The following is a 15,674-nucleotide window of genomic DNA, read 5'->3' on the forward strand; positions in this document are numbered from 1 at the left end:
GTGTCCGGGCGGCGCGGGGTTCACCGGTCGCGGACCGGCCGGAGGGCCGTCGGACGCGGTACGCGCGGAGGGCCTGCGGGCGCGGTACGGCCGGGGGTCAGCGGCGGCGCGAGGCCGCGGAGTAGTCGGCGTAGTCGGGGTAGGGGGCGTACGCGTCGTAGCCCTCCCCTGCCCCGTCCGTGCCAGGGGCGCCGTCGGGGTCGTCCAGGTCGTCGAGGTCTTCCGGCAGCAGGCTCCACACCAGCAGGTCGGTGCGGGTCTCGACCCAGCGTCCGGCGGGGTCGTCGCCGGCCCGGCCGCGGATGAGGCCCGCGCCGCGCAGCACGCCCTCGCTGATGCACCCGATCTTCTGCGCGACCTGCTGCGAGGCGCTGTTGTCCGCGGCGGTGCGCAGCTCGACCCGTTCGAAGCCCTGGTTGCGGAAGAGCCAGCGGACGACGGCGAGCACCGATTCACCGGCGTATCCCTCGCCGCGTGCCCAGGAGGCGGTGAGGTAGCCGATCTCGGTGCCGCGGACGCGCCAGTCGGTGTTCTGGAGCTGGACGGTGCCGACGAGCCGCTGGGTGAGCAGTTCGGAGACGGCCAGCACCAGGCCGCGGCCGCCCGTCCGCTCCGCCGGCGCCCCGGTGGTGACGAACGACCGCGCGGTGGCCTCGGTGTACGGCCGCGGGGAGCCGGTCCACGCGGTCACCAGGTCGTCGTTCATCATCTCCACGAGTTCGGGGATGTCGTCCTCGTCGTACGGGCGCAGCAGCAGCCGCTCCGTACTGAGGGAGATGTCCGGGAAGGTGGCGGTCATTCACTGCTCCGTAACCAGGGCGTGGGTGGACTGCACAGCATGCAGCATCGCGCGCGGCGGCCGCCGGGCAGGGTCGGTCCGGGGTGCCGCGGGGGTGCTCGGCGGCGAACGCCCTTCCAGAGTAGGGCGGATGGCGGTCGCCGCGAGTATCCGTGGACGTCATCCGATCCTGCTACCGTCAGCCCGCGTGACGGTGCACCACGCAGCAGGAGTCGGTTACCAGCGGGCCGCGGGGGTCTACGAGCGCTCCCGGCCGTCCTATCCGCTCGCCGCGCTCGCGGCGCTGGCGGACGCCCTGCCGCTGGAGGCGGGCCGCACGGTCGTCGATCTGGGGGCGGGCACGGGCAAGTTCACCCGGCTGCTGGCGCTGACCGGTGCCGAGGTGCTCGCGGTGGAGCCGGTGCGGGAGATGCGCGAGACGCTCGCCGGGCTGCTGCCGGGGGTGGCGGTGAGCGCGGGCACGGCGGAGGCGACCGGGCTGCCGGCGGCTTGCGCGGACGCGGTGGTGGCCGCGCAGTCCTGGCACTGGTTCGCGGAAGGCGCGGCGCTCGCCGAGGTGCGGCGGCTGCTGCGGCCGGGCGGCGCGCTGGCGCTGGTGTGGAACACGTACGACACGTCGGTGCCGTGGGTGCGGGACTTCCAGGACATCTACTTCCGGCTCGCGCCGCGCGACCTGCCGAGCCCGCCGCTGGCCGCGGGTCCGGTCGACGAGCACCGGCAGGCGGACGGCTGGCGGCGGGCGTTCGAGGCGCCGGGGTCGGGCTGGGGCGAGATCCACGAGCGGCACTGGCCCAACCCGCACTCGACGACGGTCGCGGACGTCGTGGAGCGCATGATGTCGTCGAGCCATATCGCGGTACTGGACGAGGACGCGCGGGCGAGGGTGCGCACCGAACTCGCCGGGGTGCTCGGGGCGCACGACGCGACGCGGGTCAGCGGCGCGATCGAGATGCCGTACACGACGGACGTGTACTGGGTGCGCCCCGCCTGACCGGCGCGGGCCGGGCGGGGCGCGGAACCTTCGGGACGGCCCGGCTCAGGCGGCCGGGGTGCCGAACGCGGGGACGACCGCGCCCTTGAAGGTGTCCTTGATGTACTGCTCGACCTGCGGGGAGTTGAGCAGCTTGACGAGCTTGACCACCCGCGGGTCGTTCTCCTGGCCCTTCTTGACGACCAGGATGTTGGCGTACGGGTTGCCGGTCGCCTTCTCGGTGACCAGGGCGTCCTTGACGGGGTTCAGGCCGCCCTCGATGGCGTAGTTGCCGTTGATGACGCCCGCGTCGACGTCGCCGAGCGAGCGCGGCAGCTGCGCGGCCTCCAGCTCCTTGAAGTGCAGGTGCTTGGGATTGCCGGTGACGTCGGCGGGGGTGGCGGTCTGCCCGGTGCCGTCGCGCAGCGTGATGAGGCCGTTGGCGGCGAGCAGGCCGAGGGCGCGGGCCTCGTTGGTGGTGTCGTTGGGCACCTCGACGGTGGCGCCGTCCTTGAGCTCGGACAGCGAGCCGATCTTGTGCGAGTACAGGCCCAGCGGCTCCAGCTCGACGTCGGCGACGGCGACCAGGTGGGTGCCGTTCTTCTTGTTGAAGTCGTCGAGGTAGGGCTTGTGCTGGAAGAAGTTCGCGTCGACCTGGCCCTGCTCGGTGGCGGTGTTGGGCAGGACGTAGTCGGAGAACTCCTTGACCTGGAGGTCGAGTCCGGCGCTCTTGGCGAGGTGGTCGCGCACGAAGTCCAGGATCTGGGCGTGCGGGGTGGGGCTGGCGGCGACGACGAGCGGCGCGGAGGCGTCCTTGGCGGCCTTGCCGTCGGCGGAGCTGGAGCTGCCGGACTTCGAGCCGGAGTCGGAGCCGCACGCGGACAGGCCGAGCGCGAGAGCGCCCACGGCAGCGGCGGCAGCGGTGATCTTGAGTGTCCTACGCACGAAAAGTGCCTCTTTCTTGTGTTTCGTGGTGCCTGTTTTTCAGGTCTCCGTCCGCCCCGCGCGGGTGGTGCGGGGCGGACGGACGTCAGGGGGCGGTGGGCGCCGGGCGGGCTTTCAGCAGCCGCAGCCGGGGCGCGGCCGAGGAGCGTCCGCGGCGGGCGACGGCGCGGGCGGCGAGGTCGCCGGCCAGCTGCACGAGGGTCACGAGGACGACGAGGACGGCGACGATGACCCACATGAAGCCGGTCTCGAAGCGCTGGTAGCCGTAGCGCAGCGCGAGGTCGCCGAGTCCGCCGCCGCCGACCACACCGGCCATGGCCGAGTAGCCGACGAGGGCGATCACGGTGGTCGTGGCGCCCGCGACGAGCGAGGGCAGCGCCTCGGGCAGCAGCACCTTGCGCACCACCGTCCAGGTGCTGCCGCCCATCGACTGGACGGCCTCCACGAGCCCGCGGTCGACCTCACGCAGCGAGGTCTCCACGAGCCGGGCGAAGAACGGGACGGCGCCGACGGACAGCGGGACGACCGCGGCCTGCCAGCCGATCGTGGTGCCGACGATCGTGCGGGTGAAGGACATCAGCGCGATCATCAGGATGACGAACGGCAGCGAGCGGCCGAGGTTCACGACCGCGCCGAGCACCTTGTTGACAACGCCGCCGACCGCTCCGTGCAGCAGTCCGCCGCGGTCGGTGAGGACCAGCAGTACGCCGATGGGCAGCCCGGCGGCGATCGTGACGGCGGCGGACCAGCCGACCATCCGCAGGGTGTCCCCCAGCGCCTGGGTGATCAGCGGGTGCATCTGCGACCAGGTCACTTGGCCACCGCCGGGGCCGCTGCCGGGGCCTCTGTCGGGGACGCGCCCTGCTCGGACGGGGCGGACGGGGCGGACGGGGCGACGTCGACCTGGAGGCCCTGCTCGCGCAGGAAGCCGATGGGCACGACGTTGTCCTCGAAACGGCCGGGCAGCTCGATGCGCATCCGGCCGATCTGCCGCCCGTCGTAGGTCTCCATGGCGGCGCCGAGGATCGACACGTCGACGTTGTAGGTGCGCGCCAGCTGGGAGATCACCGGGCGGGTCGCGCTGTCGCCGTGGAAGGTGAGGTCGACCACGGTGCGGTCCGGGCCGGAGGCCGTGCCGCCGACCGGGAAGAGCTCGCCGGCCAGTTCGGAGCCGGGCGTGGCCAGCAGTTCCGCGACGGTGCCGGATTCCACCACTCGTCCGCCTTTCATGAGGGCCGCCGAGTCGCACACGGCCTTGACGACGTCCATCTCGTGCGTGATGAGCAGCACGGTCAGGCCGAGCTGCCGGTTGAGGTCGCGCAGCAGTTCCAGCACGGAGCGGGTGGTCTCCGGGTCGAGCGCCGAGGTGGCCTCGTCGGAGAGCAGCACCTTGGGGCGGCCGGCCAGCGCGCGGGCGATGCCGACGCGCTGCTTCTGGCCGCCGGACAGCTGCGCGGGGTAGGCGCGGGCCTTGTCGCCGAGGCCGACGAGGTCGAGCAGCTCGCGGGCGCGGGCGGCGCGCTCGCGGCGGGTGACGCCCTGGATCTCCAGCGGCAGCTCGACGTTGTCCTGGACGGTGCGTGAGGAGAGCAGGTTGAAGTGCTGGAAGACCATGCCGATGCCGGCCCGCGCGGCACGCAGTGCGGCCGGGGCCCGGTCGGAGCGGCCGGCCAGCGCGGTGAGGTCGCGCCCGGCGACCTCGACGGTGCCCGAGGTGGGGCGCTCCAGCAGGTTGACGCAGCGGATCAGGGTGCTCTTGCCCGCGCCGCTGCGGCCGACGACGCCGTAGACCTCGCCTTCGCGCACCGCCAGGTCGACGCCGTCGAGTGCGGTGATCTCGCGGTCGCGCGAGCGGTAGACCTTGCGCAGGTCGGTGGTGGTGATCACAGGGGTGTCCATCTGGTCGGGCGCACGGCGGACGTACCACCGCACAGGGGGTGTGCTTCGGGGGCGTGGCGCAGCCACGGCGTCCCGGGCGCGGCGCGGCGCTGCACCGGGAGGGGGTGTGACGCGGGCGGCGGGCGCCGGGGGCGCGACCGCTCAGGGCCTCAGGTCAGGCACACATTCGACACATTCGACACATACGACGAACACCGGGCGTGGTCGCCTCGGTCGCGCGGCTGCGGCGGTTCGTCGTGGTCATGGACCCCAGTAAACCAGACATCCCGCCCGGTTCCGAAATCCGGGCACCCTGTCCACTATCCGGACACCCGGTGGAACGGGCGGCTCCCGGCCCCGGGGCGGCGGGACGGGGGTGGGAGAACGGGCGGCCGCACGGCCGTAATACAGTCGGCGCATGCTCGACGCGGTCACCCTCACGGTCTCGGTCATGGCGCTGCTGCTCGCGGCGTGGTGCGCCTGGTCCGCGTACCGCGACGAGCCGACCAACGACCGGCATTTCGTCGGCATGGCCGTGGTGACGCTCGCCACGCTCGTGCAGCTGGTGGTCTCGCTGGTGCAGCTCGGCCACGGCGACCGCCCCGAGCAGGGGGTGCCGGTCTTCGTCGGCTATCTGATCGGCACGGTCTGCACCATCCCGGCCGCGGCATTCATGTCGCTGACCGAGCGCAGCCGCTGGGGCACCGCGGTCGTCGCGGCCGGCGGAGTGATCCTGGCCGTGCTGGAGCTGCGGCTGTACGACATCTGGGGAGCCGGTCATGGCTGAGGACACCACCACCGCGGACGACGGCACGCAGGCCGCGGCGGAAACGGCGGCGGAGGGCGCGCAGCCCGCGGGCGGGCGGCTCGGGCAGGGACCCGGGCGGCTGCTGCTGTGGTTCTACGGGGTCTTCACGGTGGCCGCGCTCTCCCGCTCGATCACGCAGATCTCGACGAAGTTCCACGAGGCGCCGCTGGCCTACGTGCTCTCGCTCGCGGCGGGCATCGTCTACGCGGTCATCACCGTCGCGCTGTGGCGGGGCGGCGAGCAGGCCCGCAGGGTCGCGCTGGTGTCCTGCTCGGCCGAACTGCTCGGCGTCATCGCGGTGGGCGTCCTGACCGTGGCGGACTCCTCGGCCTTCCCCGACCAGACCGTGTGGTCGGACTTCGGCGTCGGCTATGTCTTCCTGCCGCTGCTGCTGCCGGTCATGGGCCTGCTGTGGCTGCGCCGCTCGGCGCGCGAGGCGCGCGCGGCGTCCGCGGCCTGAGACCCGCCGCACGCGGGCCGTTCGTGCTCCACGTCCCGGGCGTGGCGGCGTCGTCGGCGCCGCGCCCGGGACGGGCGGGTCAGGCGGAGGCGGCGAAGGGCGCCTGCTCCGCGGGCTTTTCGAGGGTCACCATGCTCAGCCGCCGGGTGACCGGGCGGGCGGCGCCCACCTGGGAGTACCCGAGCTTGCGGTACATCCGCAGGTTGACCTCGCTGCGGTGGCCGGTGGAGAGCTGGTAGACCTTGGCCTCCCGTTCGGCCGCGAGACGGTCCTCCAGGGCGGACAGCAGCCGCCCGCCGAGGCCGTGCCGCTGGAGTCGCGGGTGCACGATCAGCTTGCCGATCAGGGCCGTCCCGTCCCCGTCGACGGTTCCCCGCACGGAGCCGACGACCTCCTGGCCGAGACGGGCCACCAGGACGCAGCCTTCGGCCAGTTCGGCCCGCAGCTCGTCCAGGGTCTGGGTGAGAGGTTCGATGGTGTAGTCGCCGTAGATCTCGGCTTCGCTCTGGTAGCAGAGGTACTGGAGTTTCAGGATCTTTTCGGCGTCGCTTGCTTCCGCCGTAGAGATGGTCACGCTCATGCCCATGCGCGCAGGCCTCCCCTTCGAAATCCGTCCGGGCAGTCTGAGGGTGAGGTGTGCGCCCGGGACGTGTGCCTGAACGGAGTCGGTGCGGTCGGCACCGTCTCCGTGGCGCCGATGATCGCACAAACATCCCTGCCGGTCAGTGACTTGCACTGCCCGCTCCAGGCTCCTCCGGGCGTGCAAAGGGTGCCCACTGCCGCCGGCTGTTTACCGTGCATTACCCCTTCTCACCGGGGATCCAACCCTCGAATTCAGGATCGATCGCGGACATCCCCGGCAGCGCGGGCGCGGCGGCCCCCCACCCCCCTGTGAGATTCCCAACTCCCGGGGATCTCCCGGTACATCGGTCCGGCCGTGCCCGGCGCCCGTGGTAAGGCGCAGGGCACGGCCGGCTTCACCTCAGGGAGTGGCCCGCGGGCCCGGTCAGGAGGACAGGTAGTCCGCGCGGGCGAGCACCGCGGTGTCGGCGTTGTCCGTGAACAGGCCGTCGATGCCGGTCGCGAACCAGGTCCTGAAGGCCGCGATCGGGTCGCCGTACGCGTTGGGGTCGGTGCCGACCTGGAAGTCCGCGGGCAGGAACTGGTTCTCGTTGCGCGCGGTGAAGGGGTGCAGCACCAGACCGGCGCGGTGCGCGTCACGCACCACCGTGGTGGGCTGGAGCAGCCTGCCCGCGGCGTCGCGCGGGATGACGACGTCGGTGGTCGGGCCGATGCCCTGGGCGAAGCCCGCGATCCACCGCAGGCCCGCGGGGGTGACGAGGTCGGCCACGGTCCGCTTGTCACCGGCGACGACGAAGTCCCAGGGCTGCGAGGTCAGCCCGTTGAGCAGGAAGATCTTCGCCGCCTCGGCGCCGAGCCGGCCCAGCCGCTGGAGGCTCTGCGCCTCGAAGGACTGGAGGAACTGCGGGGCGCCCGCGCGGTGCCTGCCGTACTGCTTGAGCTGCGCGACCAGCCGCTCCTCCAGCGGCAGGCCGATGCCGCGGAAGTAGGTGGGGTGCTTGGTCTCGGTGTGCAGCCACACCGGCTTGCCGCGCTTGCGGCCCTCCCGCTCGGCCCACTCCAGGACCTCGGCGAAGGTGGGGATGTCCCAGCGGCCGTTGTAGATGGTGTTGTGCGGGCGCACCGCGGGGAGCCGCTCGACCGCGCGCAGCCGCTTGAGCTCGGCGAGCGTGAAGTCCTCGGTGAACCAGCCGATGGTGGCGGTCCCGTCGATGGTCTTGGTGGTCCTGCGGCTCGCGAACTCCTTGTGGTCGGCGACGTCGGTGGTGCCGCCGATCTCGGGCTCGTGGCGGCACACCAGGTGCCCGTCGCGGGTGGGGACGACGTCCTGCTCGACGACGTCCGCGCCGATCGCGAGCGCGTACTCGTACGATCCGAAGGTGTGCTCGGGCCGGTAGCCCGCGCTGCCGCGGTGGCCCACGATGGTCGGCACCGGCAGCCGCGGGGCGCCGTGCCCCGGACCGCCGTTCTGCGCGGGCCCGGACTGCGCCGCGGCCGAGGTCGCCGTGCCGATCACCGCGCCGCCGGCGCCGAGCGCCGCCGCGGACAGCAGGGCGCGCCTGCCGGGGCCCGTTGTGTGCTGGTCATCCGTCATGCGCGCATCGTGCCGCGAACAGCTTGCGTACGGCCGACGGCGTGCGGAACACATCCGTAACACGCGTCAACAGTGGATGCCTTTCGCGTGAACCCGACGTGCGGCGGGCCCGGGGGCGCAAGTATCGTCCTGGTGTACATACGGACCGGTAGGGACCGGCCGGCCGACGGTGCGAAGCGGAGGAACACGGTGTCCCGCAGTGTGCTCAAGATGATTCTCGGACTGCTCTTGCGGGTCCTCTACCGCCCGGTCGTCGAGGGCGCGCAGCACATCCCGGGCGACGGGCCGGTGATCCTGGCGGGCAACCATGTGACCTTCATCGACTCGATCTTCCTGTCGCTGGCGGTCAAGCGGCAGGTGTACTTCATCGGCAAGGACGAGTACGTCACCGGCAAGGGCGTCAAGGGCCGGCTGATGGCGTGGTTCTTCACCACCTGCGGCATGATCCCGGTGGACCGGGACGGCGGGCGCGGCGGTGTCGCGGCGCTGATGACCGGCCGCCGGGTGCTGGAGGAGGGCCGGATCTTCGGCATCTACCCCGAGGGCACCCGCTCCCCCGACGGCCGCCTCTACCGCGGCCGCACCGGCGTCGCCCGGCTGACCCTCATGACCGGCGCGCCGGTCGTGCCGTTCGCGGTGGTCGGCACCGACAAGGTGCAGCCCGGCGGCTCCGGCATGCTGCGCATCGCCCCGGTCGGCATCCGCTTCGGCCGCCCGCTGGAATTCGCCCGCTACGACGGTATGGACCGCGACCGCTATGTGCTGCGGGCCGTCACCGACGAGGTGATGAGCGAGGTCATGCGCCTCGGCGGCCAGGAGTACGTGGACATGTACGCCACCAAGGCGAAGGCCGCCTGAGCCGGACGGCACGGCGGCACGACGAAGCCGGGCGGCCCCCTCGGGGGGCCGCCCGGCTTCGTCGTGTTCCGGCTACTGCTTGGCCTGCGCCCAGGTGTGCTGGGCGGCCAGGTCGGCCTTGACCTCGGCGAGCTGCACCGCGACGGCGGCGGGGGCGGTGCCGCCGCGGGCGCTGCGGGCGGCGAGGGCGCCGCGTACGTCGAGCACCTCGCGGACCTCGGGCGCCAGGTGCGGGGAGATCTTCGCGAACTGCTCGTCGGTCAGCTCGTGCAGCTCGATGCCCTCGGCCTCGCACACCTTGACGCACTCGCCCGCGACCTCGTGCGCGACCCGGAAGGGCACGCCCTGCCGGACCAGCCACTCGGCGATGTCGGTGGCGAGCGAGAAGCCGGCGGGGGCCAGTTCGGCCATCCGGTCGGTGTGCACGGTCAGCGTGGCCATCATCCCGGTGAAGGCCGGGAGCAGCACCTCCAGCTGGTCGACGGAGTCGAAGACCGGCTCCTTGTCCTCCTGGAGATCCCGGTTGTAGGCCAGCGGCAGCGCCTTGAGGGTGGCCATCAGACCGGTCAGGTTGCCGATCAGGCGGCCGGACTTGCCGCGGGCCAGCTCGGCGATGTCGGGGTTCTTCTTCTGCGGCATGATCGACGAGCCGGTGGAGAAGGCGTCGTGCAGCGTCACGAAGGAGAACTCCTTGGTGTTCCACAAGATCACCTCCTCGGCGATCCGGGAGAGGTCCACGCCGATCATGGCGGTGACGAAGGCGAACTCCGCGGCGAAGTCGCGCGCCGCGGTACCGTCGATGGAGTTGCCGGCCGAGCCGCCCTCGAAGCCCAGGTCGCGGGCGACCGCCTCGGGGTCCAGGCCCAGCGAGGACCCGGCGAGCGCGCCCGCGCCGTACGGCGAGACGGCGGTGCGGGTGTCCCACTGCCGCAGCCGCTCGGCGTCCCGGGACAGCGCCTGGGCGTGCGCGAGCACATGGTGGGCGAAGAGCACCGGCTGGGCGTGCTGGAGGTGGGTGCGGCCGGGCATGACGGCGTCGGGGTGCGCCTCGGCCAGGCCGACCAGCGCGTCCTGGAGTTCGGCGAGCAGGCCGCCGATCGTCCGGGCGTGGTCGCGCAGGTACATCCGGAAGAGGGTGGCGATCTGGTCGTTGCGGGACCGCCCGGCGCGCAGCTTGCCGCCCAGTTCGGGGCCGACGCGCTCCATCAGGCCGCGTTCCAGCGCGGTGTGCACGTCCTCGTCGGCGACGGTGGCGGTGAAGTCGCCCGCGGCGACGTCGCTCTCCAGCCGGTCGAGCCCGGCGATCATGCGGTCCAGCTCCTCGGCGCTGAGCAGCTCGGCGCGGTAGAGGACCCGGGCGTGCGCGCGGGAGCCCGCGATGTCGTACGGCGCGAGCCGCATGTCGAAGTGGATCGAGGCCGACAGCCTCTCCAGCGCGGCGGACGGCCCGTCGGCGAACCGCCCTCCCCACAGCTTGCCGCCCTGCTGTTCGGCGCTCACAGTGCCAGCTCCCTCTCGACGGTGCATACGCTCATTGGCATAAGTATGCACTCCACCGTATGAATAGTCAAAGCTGCGGGACCGGGCCCCGTACGGCGGGTTCAGACCTCGCCCTGGGCCAGCCGCAGCAGGTGGTCGGCGAGCTTCTGGCCCCCGGCGGGGTCCCGGCTGATGAGGACGACGGTGTCGTCGCCCGCGATGGTGCCGAGGATGTCGTAGACCTCGGCGGTGTCGATGGCCGACGCGAGGAACTGCGCGGCGCCCGGCGGGGTCCGCACCACCACCAGGTTGGCCGACGCCTCCGCGGAGATGAGCAGCTCACCGGCCAGCCGGCGCATCCGCTCCTCCTTGACGGACTCGCCGAGCGGCGCCTGCGGGGTGCGGAAACCGCCCTCGGACGGGACGGCGTAGATCAGCTCCCCGTCGTTGGTGCGGATCTTGACCGCGCCCAGCTCGTCCAGATCGCGGCTGAGCGTCGCCTGGGTGACGCTCAGCCCGTCGTCGGCGAGCAGCTTGGCGAGCTGGCTCTGGGACCGCACCGGCTGCCGCCCCAGGATGTCCACGATCCTGCGGTGCCGCGCCGTGCGGGTCTGCGGCACCGAGTGGCTGCCGCCGTGCTGCTGCGCCTCGCTCATCGTCGGGTCATTCTCCGTCCGTCCGCTACTTGCCCTGCCGGGTCGCCGCGTGCGCCCGGTCCAGGATGCCCGGCAGCGCCTGGAGCAGCGCGTCCGTCTCGGCGTCGCCGACGATCAGCGGCGGCGCGAGCCGCACCGTGCCGGGCACGGCGGCGTTGACCAGGAATCCGGCGTCCTGCGCCGCCTGCTGGACCTGGGCGGACACGGGCTCGGTGAGCACGATACCGATCAGCAGGCCCGCACCGCGCACATGATCGACCAGCGGATGGCCGAGCGCCGCGATGCCGTCGCGCAGCTTCTCGCCCTGCCGCTCCACGCTGTCCAGCAGCCCGTCGGCCTCGATGGTGTCCAGCACCGCGAGCGCGGCCGCGCAGGAGACCGGGTTGCCGCCGAAGGTGGAGCCGTGCGCGCCCGGCGTGAAGAGGTCGGCGGCCGGGCCGAAGGCGAGCGCGGCGCCGATCGGCAGCCCGCCGCCCAGGCCCTTGGCGAGCGTCACCACGTCCGGCTGCACACCCTGGGCCAGGCACTGGGCCCAGTGGCCGGTCCGGCCGACACCGGTCTGCACCTCGTCCAGCACGAGCAGCGTGCCGGTCGCCGCGGTGATCTCCCGCACCTCCCGCAGATATCCGGCGGGCGGCACCACGACGCCGTTCTCGCCCTGGATCGGCTCGACGATCACCAGCGCGGTGTCGGTGTCGACCACGGCGCGCAGCGCGTCGGCGTCACCGAAGGGGACGTGCACGACGTCGCCGGGCAGCGGCTCGAACGCCTCCCGCTTCTTCGGCTGGCCGGTCAGCGCGAGCGAGCCGATGGTGCGGCCGTGGAAGGCGCCCTCGGTGGCGACCATCTTCTTCCGCCCGGTGAGCCGGCCCAGCTTGAAGGCCGCCTCGTTGGCCTCGGCGCCGGAGTTGCCGAAGTACACCCGGCCGGGCCGGCCGAAGATCCGCAGCAGCCGCTCGGCGAGGGCGACCGGGGGCTCGGCGACGAACAGGTTGGAGACGTGGCCGAGCGCGCCGATCTGCCGGGTGACCGCCTCGACGACCGCGGGGTGCGCGGTGCCGAGCGAGTTGACGGCGATGCCGCCGAGGAAGTCCAGGTAGACCTTGCCGTCGGCGTCCCACAGCCGGGCGCCCTGTCCGCCGACGAGCGGCAGCCGGGGGGTGCCGTAGTTGTCCATGAGCGCGCCCTGCCAGCGGGCGGTGAGCGCCTCGTTGCCGGTCGTCTCCGTGGTCGCGGCTGTCTCGGTGGCGGTCACCGTGCTCCCCCTTCTGTGCTTGCGGGCGTCTGCTCGGGTACGTACTCGGTGGCGCGCAGGGCGGGCGCCGGGGGCTCGTCGGGGACGACCATCGTGCCGATGCCCTCGTCGGTGAAGATCTCCAGCAGGATCGAGTGCTGGACCCGGCCGTCGATGACGCGGGCGGTGTGCACGCCGCCCCGCACGGCGTGCAGGCAGCCCTGCATCTTCGGGACCATGCCGCTGGACAGGTCCGGCAGCAGCTTCTCCAGCTCGCTCGCGGTGAGCCGGCTGATCACCTCGTCGCTGTTGGGCCAGTCCTCGTACAGGCCCTCGACGTCGGTGAGGACCATGAGCGTCTCGGCGCCCAGCGCGGCCGCGAGCGCGGCGGCCGCGGTGTCGGCGTTGACGTTGTAGACGTGGCCGTCGTCGGCGGAGCGGGCGATCGAGGAGACGACCGGGATCCGGCCGTCGGCCAGCAGCGCGTCGATCGCGCCGGTGTCGATCGCGGTGATCTCGCCGACCCGGCCGATGTCGACCGCGGCGCCGTCGATCACCGGCTGGTGCCGGACCGCGGTGATGGTGTGGGCGTCCTCGCCGGTCAGGCCGACCGCGAGCGGGCCGTGCTGGTTGAGCAGCCCGACCAGCTCGCGCTGCACCTGCCCGGCCAGCACCATCCGGACCACGTCCATGGCCTCGGGCGTGGTGACCCGCAGCCCCGCGCGGAATTCGCTCACCAGGCCGTGCCGGTCGAGCGCGGCGCTGATCTGCGGGCCGCCGCCGTGCACGACGACGGGCTTCAGACCGGCCTGCCGCAGGAAGACCACGTCCTGCGCGAAGGCGGCCTTCAGCTCCTCGTCGACCATGGCGTTGCCGCCGAACTTGATGACCACGACCCGGCCGTTGTGCCGGGTCAGCCAGGGCAGTGCCTCGATCAGGACCTGGGCCTTGGGCAGGGCCGCGTGCTTGCGGGTGCTGGGTGTCGTCGTCATGAGCTGTACGCGCTGTTCTCGTGGACGTAGTCGGCGGTCAGGTCGTTGGTCCAGATCGCGGCGGAGGCGTCGCCCGCGGCGAGGTCGGCGGTGATGACGACCTCCCGGAAACGCATGTCGACCAGCTCGCGGTCGTCGCCGACCTGGCCCTTGCGGCACACCCACACACCGTTGATGGCGACGTTCAGCTCGTCGGGGTCGAAGGTCGCCGACGTGGTGCCGATCGCGGACAGCACCCGGCCCCAGTTGGGGTCCTCGCCGTGGATGGCGCACTTGAGCAGGTTGCTGCGGGCGATCTGGCGGCCGACGTCGACCGCCTCGTCCTCGGTCGCCGCGTTCACCACGTCGATCCGGATGTCCTTGCTCGCGCCCTCGGCGTCGCCGATCAGCTGCCGGGCCAGATCCGCGCACACCGCCCGTACCGCCTCGGCGAACTCCGGCAGGTCCGGGGTGACGCCGGAGGCGGCGGACGACAGCAGCAGCACGGTGTCGTTGGTGGACATGCAGCCGTCGGAGTCGGCCCGGTCGAAGGTGACCCGGGTGGCCTCGCGCAGCGCCTTGTCCAGCGCGGGGGCGTCCACGACGGCGTCGGTCGTGAGCACCACCAGCATGGTGGCAAGGCCCGGGGCGAGCATGCCCGCGCCCTTGGCCATGCCGCCGACCGTCCACCCGGCGGGGCTGGACACCACCGCGGTCTTGTGCACGGTGTCGGTGGTCTTGATGGCGATGGCCGCCTTCTCGCCGCCGTGCTCCGACAGCTCGGCGGCCGCCCGCTCCACGCCGGGCAGCAGCTTGTCCATCGGGAGCAGCAGGCCGATGAGCCCGGTGGAGGCCACCGCGACCTCGCCCGCGCTGTGCCCCAGCACCTCGGCCGCCTTCTCGGCGGTGGCGTGCGTGTCCTGGAAGCCCTTGGGGCCCGTGCAGGCGTTGGCGCCGCCGGAGTTGAGCACGACCGCGGTGACCGCGCCGCCCCTGAGCACCTGCTCCGACCACAGCACGGGCGCGGCCTTCACCCGGTTGGAGGTGAAGACACCCGCCGCGGCGCGGCCCGGACCGTCGTTCACCACCAGGGCGAGGTCGGGGTTGCCGTTCTCCTTGATCCCGGCGGCGATGCCCGCCGCCCGGAATCCCTTCGCAGCGGTGACGCTCATTCTTTTCCCCTGTTCGCTTCTCCGCCCGCTCGGCACAAATCCGCGGGTCTCGTCGCTGTCTGCGGGCCGGAGGCCTCGCGTGCGTCGCTCACGGAGCAACTCCCACCGTGGTCAGCCCGGTCGTCTCGGGCAGTCCGAGGGCGATGTTCATGCTCTGCACCGCGCCGCCCGCGGTGCCCTTGGTCAGGTTGTCGATGGCGCTGATCGCGATGATCCGGTGCGCCGCCTCGTCGAAGGCCACTTGCAGCTGGACGGCGTTGGAGCCGTACACGGAGGCCGTCGCGGGCCACTGGCCCTCGGGCAGCAGGCGCACGAACGGCTCGTCGCCGTAGGCCTTCTCGTACGCGGCACGCACGTCCGCGGCCGTGACACCGGGGGCGGCCTTGGCGGTGCAGGTGGCGAGGATGCCGCGGGGCATCGGCGCGAGCGTCGGGGTGAAGGACACCCCGACCCGGGTGCCGGCCGCCGCGCTGAGGTTCTGGATCATCTCCGGGGTGTGCCGGTGACCGCCGCCGACCCCGTACGGGCTCATCGAGCCCATGACCTCGGAGCCCAGCAGATGCGGCTTGGCCGCCTTGCCCGCGCCCGAGGTGCCGGACGCGGCCACGATCACGGCCTCCGGCTCGGCGAGCGCCGCGGTGTACGCGGGGACGAGCGCGAGCGACACCGCGGTCGGGTAGCAGCCCGGCACCGCGATCCGCCGGCTCCCGGCGAGCGCGGCCCGCGCGCCCGGCAGCTCGGGCAGACCGTACGGCCACGTCCCGGCGTGCGGCGAGCCGTAGAAGCGCTCCCAGTCGGCGGCGTTCTCCAGCCGGAAGTCGGCGCCCATGTCGACGACGAGGACGTCCTCCCCCAGCTGTTCGGCCACGGCCGCGGACTGCCCGTGCGGCAGCGCGAGGAAGACCACGTCGTGCCCGGCGAGCACCTCCGCGGAGGTCGCCTCCAGCACCCGGTCCGCGAGCGGCAGCAGGTGCGGCTGGAGGCCGCCCAGTCGCTGCCCGGCGTTGGAATTCCCGGTCAGCGCCCCGATCTCGACCTCCGGGTGCGCGACCAGCAGCCGCAGCACCTCACCACCCGCATATCCGCTCGCTCCGGCCACCGCCGCGCGCAATGCCATCGAACCCTCCTCGTCGATGGCATGACTATACGGCGAGCCGCACTTTTATGCAAAGATCTTTGCGAGACCCCCGCGCGCGCGAGGGCCGCGGGGACCGTGCCGCCGGCCCGGCGGGCACGTCCCGTGACCGGCTGCGGCGGAGGCGCACGTT

16 protein-coding genes are annotated in these 15,674 nt (G+C 72.7%); 4 read left to right on the forward strand and 12 right to left on the reverse strand.

Annotated elements, in window-relative coordinates:
* Positions 1-97: 97 nt before the first annotated feature.
* On the reverse strand, positions 98-799 hold the full coding sequence (locus ACWERV_RS23390) for a GNAT family N-acetyltransferase (protein WP_398180486.1): 702 nt from the start codon (positions 797-799) through the stop codon (positions 98-100).
* 187 nt (positions 800-986) lie between these two features.
* On the opposite strand from ACWERV_RS23390, the gene ACWERV_RS23395 reads away from it, so the two are divergent.
* A complete protein-coding gene (locus ACWERV_RS23395) occupies positions 987-1,790 on the forward strand; it encodes a class I SAM-dependent methyltransferase (protein WP_452936171.1) in 804 nt (267 codons plus the stop codon).
* Between the two features lie 45 nt (positions 1,791-1,835).
* Here the strand turns inward: ACWERV_RS23395 and ACWERV_RS23400 are convergent, their stop codons facing one another.
* The 3 genes from ACWERV_RS23400 to ACWERV_RS23410 all read right to left on the reverse strand — a co-directional run bounded on the left by ACWERV_RS23400 (position 1,836) and on the right by ACWERV_RS23410 (position 4,601).
* A complete protein-coding gene (locus ACWERV_RS23400; protein WP_452936174.1) occupies positions 1,836-2,714 on the reverse strand; it encodes a MetQ/NlpA family ABC transporter substrate-binding protein in 879 nt (292 codons plus the stop codon).
* An 85-nt stretch (positions 2,715-2,799) separates the two neighbouring features.
* Positions 2,800-3,528, reverse strand: a complete 729-nt coding sequence (locus tag ACWERV_RS23405; protein WP_452936177.1) for a methionine ABC transporter permease — start codon at positions 3,526-3,528, stop codon at positions 2,800-2,802.
* A complete protein-coding gene (locus tag ACWERV_RS23410) occupies positions 3,525-4,601 on the reverse strand; it encodes a methionine ABC transporter ATP-binding protein (RefSeq protein ID WP_452936262.1) in 1,077 nt (358 codons plus the stop codon). Before ACWERV_RS23410 ends, ACWERV_RS23405 begins: the two co-directional genes overlap by 4 nt.
* Before the next feature lie 409 nt (positions 4,602-5,010).
* Between ACWERV_RS23410 and ACWERV_RS23415 the strand changes: the two genes are divergently transcribed.
* On the forward strand, positions 5,011-5,379 hold the full coding sequence (locus ACWERV_RS23415) for a hypothetical protein (protein ID WP_398180499.1): 369 nt from the start codon (positions 5,011-5,013) through the stop codon (positions 5,377-5,379).
* On the forward strand, positions 5,372-5,860 hold the full coding sequence (locus ACWERV_RS23420; RefSeq protein WP_452936181.1) for a hypothetical protein: 489 nt from the start codon (positions 5,372-5,374) through the stop codon (positions 5,858-5,860). The genes ACWERV_RS23415 and ACWERV_RS23420 overlap by 8 nt, the downstream gene beginning before the upstream one ends.
* Positions 5,861-5,939: 79 nt before the next feature.
* Here ACWERV_RS23420 and ACWERV_RS23425 read toward each other — a convergent pair whose 3' ends face one another.
* Both ACWERV_RS23425 and ACWERV_RS23430 read right to left on the reverse strand, forming a co-directional pair.
* A complete protein-coding gene (locus ACWERV_RS23425; protein ID WP_398180505.1) occupies positions 5,940-6,446 on the reverse strand; it encodes a GNAT family N-acetyltransferase in 507 nt (168 codons plus the stop codon).
* A 420-nt stretch (positions 6,447-6,866) separates the two neighbouring features.
* Entirely contained in the window at positions 6,867-8,036 is a 1,170-nt protein-coding gene (locus ACWERV_RS23430) for a glycerophosphodiester phosphodiesterase (protein WP_452936184.1), read from the reverse strand.
* Between the two features lie 189 nt (positions 8,037-8,225).
* On the opposite strand from ACWERV_RS23430, the gene ACWERV_RS23435 reads away from it, so the two are divergent.
* The gene (locus tag ACWERV_RS23435; RefSeq protein ID WP_398180511.1) at positions 8,226-8,894 is read left to right on the forward strand and encodes a lysophospholipid acyltransferase family protein; all 669 of its coding nucleotides are present in this window, start codon (positions 8,226-8,228) and stop codon (positions 8,892-8,894) included.
* A 72-nt stretch (positions 8,895-8,966) separates the two neighbouring features.
* Here the strand turns inward: ACWERV_RS23435 and argH are convergent, their stop codons facing one another.
* The 6 genes from argH to argC form a co-directional block, all read right to left on the reverse strand.
* Positions 8,967-10,394 carry an argininosuccinate lyase gene (gene argH, locus ACWERV_RS23440; RefSeq protein ID WP_398180514.1) on the reverse strand — a complete coding sequence of 476 codons (1,428 nt, stop codon included), beginning with the start codon at positions 10,392-10,394 and terminating at the stop codon, positions 8,967-8,969.
* Positions 10,395-10,495: 101 nt separating this feature from the next.
* Positions 10,496-11,029, reverse strand: a complete 534-nt coding sequence (locus ACWERV_RS23445) for an arginine repressor (protein ID WP_031515245.1) — start codon at positions 11,027-11,029, stop codon at positions 10,496-10,498.
* A 25-nt stretch (positions 11,030-11,054) separates the two neighbouring features.
* On the reverse strand, positions 11,055-12,284 hold the full coding sequence (locus ACWERV_RS23450; protein WP_452936189.1) for an acetylornithine transaminase: 1,230 nt from the start codon (positions 12,282-12,284) through the stop codon (positions 11,055-11,057).
* A complete protein-coding gene (argB, locus tag ACWERV_RS23455) occupies positions 12,281-13,255 on the reverse strand; it encodes an acetylglutamate kinase (protein WP_452936190.1) in 975 nt (324 codons plus the stop codon). Before argB ends, ACWERV_RS23450 begins: the two co-directional genes overlap by 4 nt.
* A complete protein-coding gene (gene argJ / locus ACWERV_RS23460; protein WP_452936192.1) occupies positions 13,252-14,406 on the reverse strand; it encodes a bifunctional glutamate N-acetyltransferase/amino-acid acetyltransferase ArgJ in 1,155 nt (384 codons plus the stop codon). The genes argB and argJ overlap by 4 nt, the downstream gene beginning before the upstream one ends.
* A gap of 88 nt (positions 14,407-14,494) precedes the next feature.
* Entirely contained in the window at positions 14,495-15,523 is a 1,029-nt protein-coding gene (argC, locus tag ACWERV_RS23465) for an N-acetyl-gamma-glutamyl-phosphate reductase (protein ID WP_398180528.1), read from the reverse strand.
* Positions 15,524-15,674 lie beyond the last annotated feature (151 nt).

The sequence above is a fragment of the Streptomyces sp. NPDC004031 genome (genome assembly GCF_053604375.1).